At 37.3% G+C, this 6,834-nt stretch carries 9 protein-coding genes, 2 pseudogenes and 1 riboswitch; of the genes and pseudogenes, 5 read left to right on the top strand and 6 right to left on the bottom strand.

The window, feature by feature from the left end; genetic code table 11:
- Nucleotides 1-1,154: 1,154 nt before the first annotated feature.
- Nucleotides 1,155-2,033: pseudogene (gene mobQ / locus H4I94_RS16360) on the bottom strand (MobQ family relaxase); the annotation flags it as partial.
- A gap of 209 nt (nucleotides 2,034-2,242) precedes the next feature.
- Between mobQ and H4I94_RS15645 the strand changes: the two are divergent.
- Together H4I94_RS15645 and H4I94_RS15640 are read left to right on the top strand one after the other, a co-directional pair.
- Entirely contained in the window at nucleotides 2,243-2,524 is a 282-nt protein-coding gene (locus H4I94_RS15645; protein ID WP_005225839.1) for a hypothetical protein, read from the top strand.
- A 29-nt stretch (nucleotides 2,525-2,553) separates the two neighbouring features.
- Nucleotides 2,554-2,745, top strand: coding sequence for a YqaE/Pmp3 family membrane protein (locus H4I94_RS15640; RefSeq protein WP_004728112.1), 192 nt, complete (start codon nucleotides 2,554-2,556; stop codon nucleotides 2,743-2,745).
- Nucleotides 2,746-3,099: 354 nt separating this feature from the next.
- Here H4I94_RS15640 and H4I94_RS15635 read toward each other — a convergent pair whose 3' ends face one another.
- The 3 genes and pseudogenes from H4I94_RS15635 to H4I94_RS15625 all read right to left on the bottom strand — a co-directional run.
- Nucleotides 3,100-3,702, bottom strand: a complete 603-nt coding sequence (locus H4I94_RS15635; RefSeq protein WP_074382628.1) for a hypothetical protein — start codon at nucleotides 3,700-3,702, stop codon at nucleotides 3,100-3,102.
- Nucleotides 3,703-3,734: 32 nt separating this feature from the next.
- On the bottom strand, nucleotides 3,735-3,959 hold the full coding sequence (locus H4I94_RS15630; RefSeq protein WP_074382629.1) for a hypothetical protein: 225 nt from the start codon (nucleotides 3,957-3,959) through the stop codon (nucleotides 3,735-3,737).
- Between the two features lie 93 nt (nucleotides 3,960-4,052).
- Nucleotides 4,053-4,133, bottom strand: a pseudogene (locus H4I94_RS15625) (BrnA antitoxin family protein); the annotation flags it as partial.
- Nucleotides 4,134-4,232: 99 nt separating this feature from the next.
- On the opposite strand from H4I94_RS15625, the gene H4I94_RS15620 reads away from it, so the two are divergent.
- The 3 genes from H4I94_RS15620 to H4I94_RS15610 are packed head-to-tail and all read left to right on the top strand — an operon-like array spanning nucleotide 4,233 to nucleotide 5,220.
- Nucleotides 4,233-4,556, top strand: coding sequence for a transcriptional regulator (locus H4I94_RS15620; protein ID WP_074382630.1), 324 nt, complete (start codon nucleotides 4,233-4,235; stop codon nucleotides 4,554-4,556).
- Nucleotides 4,537-4,851 carry a helix-turn-helix domain-containing protein gene (locus H4I94_RS15615; protein ID WP_067724398.1) on the top strand — a complete coding sequence of 105 codons (315 nt, stop codon included), beginning with the start codon at nucleotides 4,537-4,539 and terminating at the stop codon, nucleotides 4,849-4,851. The genes H4I94_RS15620 and H4I94_RS15615 overlap by 20 nt, the downstream gene beginning before the upstream one ends.
- Before the next feature lie 51 nt (nucleotides 4,852-4,902).
- The gene (locus H4I94_RS15610) at nucleotides 4,903-5,220 is read left to right on the top strand and encodes a hypothetical protein (protein WP_261183674.1); all 318 of its coding nucleotides are present in this window, start codon (nucleotides 4,903-4,905) and stop codon (nucleotides 5,218-5,220) included.
- Between the two features lie 508 nt (nucleotides 5,221-5,728).
- Here H4I94_RS15610 and ppa read toward each other — a convergent pair.
- Both ppa and crcB read right to left on the bottom strand, forming a co-directional pair.
- A complete protein-coding gene (ppa, locus tag H4I94_RS15605; protein WP_005225406.1) occupies nucleotides 5,729-6,253 on the bottom strand; it encodes an inorganic diphosphatase in 525 nt (174 codons plus the stop codon).
- A 26-nt stretch (nucleotides 6,254-6,279) separates the two neighbouring features.
- A complete protein-coding gene (gene crcB, locus H4I94_RS15600) occupies nucleotides 6,280-6,660 on the bottom strand; it encodes a fluoride efflux transporter CrcB (protein WP_005225409.1) in 381 nt (126 codons plus the stop codon).
- Between the two features lie 116 nt (nucleotides 6,661-6,776).
- Nucleotides 6,777-6,834, bottom strand: a riboswitch (Fluoride riboswitch). This riboswitch is flagged as partial in the annotation.

The following is a 6,834-nucleotide window of genomic DNA, read 5'->3' as shown; positions in this document are numbered from 1 at the left end:
ACCGAGGAAACGTTGCTATATAACCGAGGAAACGTTGCTATATAACCGAGGAAACGTTGCTATATAAAGCTTGAAAGTCTTATAAATAAAAGGATTCAGTCGAGTTAAAAACATTTAAAAAATTTAAAAAATAATTAAAAGCATATTTCATGAAAAATTGCCCTTGGTTTTCGCTTCGCTCAAACTCTATTGAATCTCGCTTTCGCTCGATTCGTCGGGGCAATTTTTGGTTCACGTTTTCGTGACTTTTAGAAAAAGCAAAAGCAACTCGGAATTCGCTTCGCTCATAAGCTTTTTTTTTCTCGCTACGCTCGGTTTAGGAATCAAACTTGGAAAGTTCGCACCCATTCGGGATGCTCTGTAAAGCAGGTGATTGATGGATAGGGAGCTTGTAATCAGGGAAAGGGATAAGCAAATTTTTTCAGTTCGCTCGTAGACACTCGCTCTGTTTATCGACTCATGCCACGAGATTTCATTTTTGGCGCATGTTGCTTTGCTTTGAGCTGTTGTTCTTGTCTAAGTTTCATTTGTTGTTCTGCTTTGATCTCATCCACACATTTTTTAATGACTTGATAGGTTGGGTATAGAGTCTGGTATTGCTTGGCTTTGGCCGGATGTTGTTGTTGGTAGTGCTTCCAGGCATGTTCTTTGAATTTTTCATTTTCCAATAAATCCTTCACACCATGTTTTTTCTGGTGCTCATGCTGACCTTTCAGTTTTTTGTGTTCTGGGTAAATCGCATCACGTTGGGCTCCCCAGGCTTTTTTTCCAAACAGTAAGGGTTTGTTCTGGGTTATTTGGTTGTGTTGATCCACCAGGCGTTGCAATTTGTCATGACTTTGTTGGAGTCCACTTTTCACGATGTCTTGGGCGAGCTGCTGACTAAACTCGTTTTTATGCTTTTGCATCTTACCCAAGGTGTTTTCTGCCTTTTTGAAAACATCCTGCATAAAATCCAGGTCTAGATTCGCCTCTGTTGCGCTGATTTCGCGTTTTAGCACTTTGCCAAGGGTTTCCCTCTGTTTTTCCTCAAACAGGGCTTTTTCGTCAATTGGTGGCGTTTTAGCGCGATTCTTGATTTGGATCTGCTGGTCTGTTTTCAGTGTGCTGAGTTTTATCTCATTTTCAGCAATTAGNCGTTTTAGCACTTTGCCAAGGGTTTCCCTCTGTTTTTCCTCAAACAGGGCTTTTTCGTCAATTGGTGGCGTTTTAGCGCTATTCTTGATTTGGATCTGCTGTTCTGTTTTCAGTGTGCTGAGTTTTATCTCATTTTCAGCAATTAGAACGTCCATATTTTTGTCGTATTGCAACTGAGCCTGATTTCTCTGTTTGATTTCATCATTGCTTCGGCTGATTTCGGTTTCGATGCCTCTTCTACGTAGTTCCGTGATTTTCGGTCCTTCGTGCAGGGTGGCTTCCAGGCCATTCTCCTGGGCTTTGTAGCTGCGGTGGTCGCCCCGGGCTGTGGATCCGGCTCGATCCAGGTGCACATTGCAGATAGCGGCAAAGTGTTCACGCCAGTGCTCGATTTCTCCACTGTGTTTCTGATCGAGTTCCCGGGGTTTCTCTGTAAAACCTTCTGGCGTAAGTTTACGTGAGCTCATTAGGATATGGGCGTGATACTTGCGCTCATCACTGCCGGATCCGGTATGCGGTGCATGAATACAGGCATCGACTGCTACCTGATGTCTTTCCACGATGCTGGAACATAATTCTTCGAGCATGGTCAGACGTTGTTCCTGGTTCAGTTCACTTGGAAAGGCAATTTCAAATTCCCTGGCTACAGTCGAGTTTTTTCGGGTTTCCCGTTGTTCAACTTCGTTCCAGAGTTTTTCTCGATTCTTTAAATGCTCTGGTGCGCCTTCTGGTAAATAAATTTCTTTGTATTCCACACCGGTTTTTCGGCTGTAGTCATGTTCTCGGCCTTCACGTTCGCAATAGATCTTTTCACCTGCCCGATAGGCAATCGCAGCAGTGGCGGAACGCCCTGCTGATCGTGCTACGGTTTTGACTGAAAAGTGGTAAATCGCCATGCCTATTTTTCGCTTTTAAATTTTCACGTAGTGAAATACAACCGTGAATACGGTTGTCGGGGTATTGGGGAGACCCCAATCGGACTTGCAAACGAAGTTTGCATAAGTGCGCTCTTCGAGGAAAACATTACTATACATATAGCACCTTGAATGCAGATTCAAGTGCGCTTATGTTAGGGATGGTTTCCCAGGATGATGGTATTAGATTAATGAGCGTTACTGAAACTCTAGATAGTAAAATTAAGGCACAGGAAGAAAAGCTAAAGCAGTTAAAGGCTCAAAGACAGGCAGCACTGGCAAGAGAACGTGCCAAAGAGAAAGAACAGGCACGAAAGGAGGATACCAGACGCAAGATTTTGATCGGATCCTGTATGTTGAAAATTACCGAAGATGATGAACAGGCTCGGGCAAAACTGATTGCTCAGATGGATAAGTATTTAACGGATGAAAGAGATCGTAAGCTGTTTGATCTGTCGGCAGTTAATTATTAATTTTTTGAAAAGATACATAGGAATTTGAAATGAGATTGCTAATTGCTTTAATTTTTCCCTGGCTGCTGTTTTTCACCATAGGGCGACCATTTGCAGGCATCATTTGTTTGCTACTTCAGATTACAGTTTTAGGTTGGATCCCGGCTGCCATCTGGGCGGTCTATGCTTTGTCGCAATACAAGACTGATCAGAAAATTAAAAGAACAATTCGCTCATCATAAATAGTGTAATTGTATGATTTTTAGATCTGATTGATTTTGTGGTTTCCATCACACTTATCCATGAGTGAATGATCAGATTGTGAAGATTATTTGAGCAATAAGTGATTTAATAAATTTTATAACAATAATTATAAAACTCCAGAGGTAAAGAAATTAATCCTCTAATTCTTAGTTAGAAAAATAATTAAAACAAGAATTAGAGGATTTCATTTTTTATCGAATTCACTCTATTTTTTGCCATAAAGCTCCTATCCAACATGGGGGTGGGGCTACTTTTTTGGCTTCGTATAAGAGTTTTTATGTTAAATAAATAAAAAGACGCCTTTACATAGGCGTCTTTTGAATATGTCTAAATTATTGAAAAGCTTGTCTTAGAACTTCACCTTTCTCTGTAGAGGTTTGGCTAGTTGTCGAGTTCTCATCATTAATATCTAAAATATCTTTTCTTTTTTCAGGGCCATAATATGAAATAAACTTATTTATAGATTTATCCCATGTTAGATAACTGTCGTTATATTCAGATATAAAACGATAGCCATCTTTTCTTTTTTCAAGTTCTAATCCTTCACGTCCTAACCAATAGTTAAGTACATGATCATATTTACCTGCTTTATTTTGAAAGTAGATATCTATAAAACCATCACTGTTGCCAGTGAACATTGAGTAAGCACCTTCACAGGTAACTTCTGAAGATCGGATAATGTAGTCTTTTAAGCCATCATTATTAAAATCTACATTTACTAGAAAACCTTTATCGAAAGTGATTTTAGGATTCTTGATCGCCATCTCTTCATCTTCAGCTATGCCTTCACATGCTTCAATATAATGATTTTGGACTACTTCTTTGATTTCTATAGGAAGCTTATTAAAAGGAATACTATTATTTTTTACAGGAATTTCTGCTAAAGAACTTGTACAAATAATAGCTATAGCTGTGAAACCTATTAACTTTTTCATTAAGATACCGATAAAGTTTAATTTGATTAATATTAATAGGTGTATCTAAAACCTTGAGCCATCATACAATCTTGTATCATTTCAGCTTTTTCATTCTGGTTTACTTTAGCCAAACCTACATCATAGCGACATTTTGCTAAAGCATTATTTACATCGTGTGGAGTTATTCCTGCTTTTCTCCACATAGGTTGTGATGTACTGCATGCAGAAATTAAAAGTGTTGATGCAGTTAAAACCCCGATAATAATTTTTTTCATAAAAAAGCCATAAAATTTAATTGAATAATTTTTCCATTCTATCAAATTTTATAAATTTTGTAATAAAAAAACGGGGAGTCGAGCTCCCATTTTTTATTGAGGATTTTTTAATTTTTTTAGCATGGCATCACGTAAAATTTCATTCATACGTGTTTGATATCCTTTAGCTTTGGAATTATGTAAGAATTAAAAACCAAAAACTCAGAATTAATATTTAAAAATACTACATAGTCGTATAGAATAAATTACTACAAGGTAGTATGAATACAAGCAATGTATACAATATGTGAAACCCCATTATTTACTAAATACTGTCTTGTTTATTGGACTCAGGAAGAATACGAAGAATTCAAAACATTCTTGGCATTAAATCCTGAAGCAGGAGATGTAGAGCCTAATTCAGGTGGCATTCGTAAAATTAGATGGACGAGCGGTGGGAGAGGTAAAAGTAGTGGTGTCAGAGTCATCTACTTTAATCGTTTAACAAATGGAGAGATTTGGTTATTGACCCTGTACAGTAAAAAGCAAACGGTACAGCTTAGTAAAAAAACTCTTCAAGCATTGGTGGAGAAATTAAATGACTCGTTTAATGACTGAAAAAGAACTCGAAGCTTTTGAAGCAACCAGAGATATTGAAGCTGAAATCTTGCAAGGTATAGATGATATGCTTGCTAATAATGCAGCTAAAAGAACTGTAATCACTGAGACCGATGTAGCATTAGCTCGTAGAAAGGCTCAACTGACACAAGAACAGTTTGCCAAACTTCTGGGTGTTTCGAGACGTACACTCGAATCTTGGGAACAAGGTGCTAGAAGACCTTCAGGAGCAGCAACATCGCTTATTCGATTATTTATTGTTGATCCACAATTTGTAAAAGAAAGCCTGGCTTGATTTATATAGCTCTCGATTGAGGGCTATTGGCTATAACCAGATTCGAGAATCATGATGAAGCATTTAGGATTTGTCGGAAAAAATACAGAACATCTTGGATACACACATGTTGAAATTATTAACAGTTCTCTCCGACTGTCCTTCAACGTGCCATTAAAGAATAATCCTGAGGAAGTCTTTAAAAAAATGGTAGAAAGCAACTACGATTTATTAATGGCAACCTCATCAGAAATTTCGTTTGAATTAGACCATGAAATAATTGAAAATTTAGAAAAATTAATTAAAAAACAAGGTGTTGAGTTGGGTGAGTTTATTCAGGATACGTTGATTAAATTTATCAATCAAAACCAATTAGATACTGCCAACTAATTACTATTTCTAGATAATAAAAAACCCCGGCATCCTGCCGGGGTTTTTCATGTTTTCTCATGTGCTTTCACTATCCTCTGATCCCTATCGAATAACTTATAATTATTGTTTTATGTTATGAAACTTCCTGTTCCCGATGAGTTCATCATAGGAAAATTCCAGTATGCCGCATAGGAGCAAAGGGCCGAGTTTCATGTGAGCCAAAGCGTACAAAATAGCCTAAATTTTATCCACAAAAAATGTGGATAATTTTGGACATTGAGGTATTGATAAAATTTGAAAAACCTCAAAATTGTTTACTTTTTAAACAAAATTATTGGCAAGAACTATCAAAACCGCTCAATAAAAAGCCGACTTGTTTCCAAGCCGGCTTTCCGACATCGTCGAGCACATTCTTTATATCATAAGTTTTTGATTTTTATAATTTTAAATGTATGCATTTCGTATAATGCCCATTATGTTAAATAGCATAAAAAGGGACCTCAGATTTGGGTCCCTTTGATCTAAATTATTTGTATGCTTGGATAGATTTTAGAATCTCCTGTCTGGCTTCTTCTACATTGCCCCAACCATTAAATTTCATCCATTTACCTTTTTCCAAGTCTTTATAATGTTCAAAGAAATGTTTCATTTGATCTAATTGAAGCTGAGGGAGGTCGCTCAGATCTTCAACATTGTTATATAGAGGTGTGAGCTTAGAATGAGGTACAGCAATGATCTTTGCATCAATACCGGCTTCATCTTCCATATACATGACTCCGACAGGTCTGCTGCGAATTACTGATCCTACAGCAACCGCATGGGGAGCTATTACAAATACATCTAAGGGATCACCATCCTCGCTTAATGTTTGAGGAATATAACCGTAATTGTACGGATATGACATTGCTGTACTTAGAAAGCGATCAACCAATAAAGCATCATATTCTTTATTCACTTCATACTTGATGGGTTTAGCATTTGCCGGGATTTCGATGATGCTATTAAAGTCATCTGGTGGATTAGTACCTGCTTTAACATTTTTAAAACTCATTGTTTTACCTTCTAATATTTAGATTATTAATGATTAGTGAAAAATTGATAGGAAAGTATTCCTAGTACTGTAAAGATTAATGAACCTATTACATGGATGGCTATTGTTGAGATAGCATATTCAAACTTTGAAGCTTGTAGCAACGCAACAATTTCAACTGAAAATGTTGAAAAGGTCGTTAAAGCACCGCAGAAGCCTGTCACAACGAATAACTTATAATTAGGGCTTATTGAGCTATTTGAAAAAAATGATACAGCTAATCCAATAATAAAAGCACCGATTAAGTTAACAATCACTGTCCCGAAAGGAATATTTTCAAATACGCTATTAAATCTTAGACTTATGCCCCAACGAAGCCAGGCACCGATTACAGAACCGAGAGCAATTGATAAAAGAGAAAGATACATGTCTGCTCCTAGTTATGAGCAGCAAAAGATATATAAATAAAGAACTTTATGACGGGAAAACATAGCGTAGCTCCATTTTGTAAAAGCAGAGCACGCGACTACGTACCCTGCTTGAGGGAAACGTAGGTATCATCAGCCAGAATTGGCGGTTTGTGTAAGGAGGATAGCCATCTC

It is taken from the genome of Acinetobacter sp. T_3_1 (genome assembly GCF_025377055.1).
Lineage (GTDB): Bacteria > Pseudomonadota > Gammaproteobacteria > Pseudomonadales > Moraxellaceae > Acinetobacter > Acinetobacter kookii.
This window is presented reverse-complemented; position numbering and strand designations above follow the sequence as displayed.